This is a genomic window from Acinetobacter legionensis, assembly GCF_048552295.1.
GTDB lineage: Bacteria > Pseudomonadota > Gammaproteobacteria > Pseudomonadales > Moraxellaceae > Acinetobacter.
Map to the genome: position 1 here is coordinate 1 of NZ_JBIMCW010000127.1, position 213 is coordinate 213.

General features: G+C 52.1%; 1 rRNA gene. It reads right to left on the reverse strand.

The features are described 5' to 3' along the window. Positions 1 to 213: ribosomal RNA gene (locus ACG916_RS21725) — 23S ribosomal RNA — on the reverse strand; the annotation flags it as partial.

The window sequence follows — 213 nt, forward strand, 5'->3', positions numbered from 1 at the left end:
AACCAATTTCCCATCGACTACGCCTCTCGGCCTCGCCTTAGGGGTCGACTCACCCAGCCCCGATTAACGTTGGACTGGAACCCTTGGTCTTTCAGCGTGCGAGTTTTTCACTCGCATTGTCGTTACTCACGTCAGCATTCGCACTTCTGATACCTCCAGCATACTTCTCAATACACCTTCATCGGCTTACAGAACGCTCCCCTACCACGTATA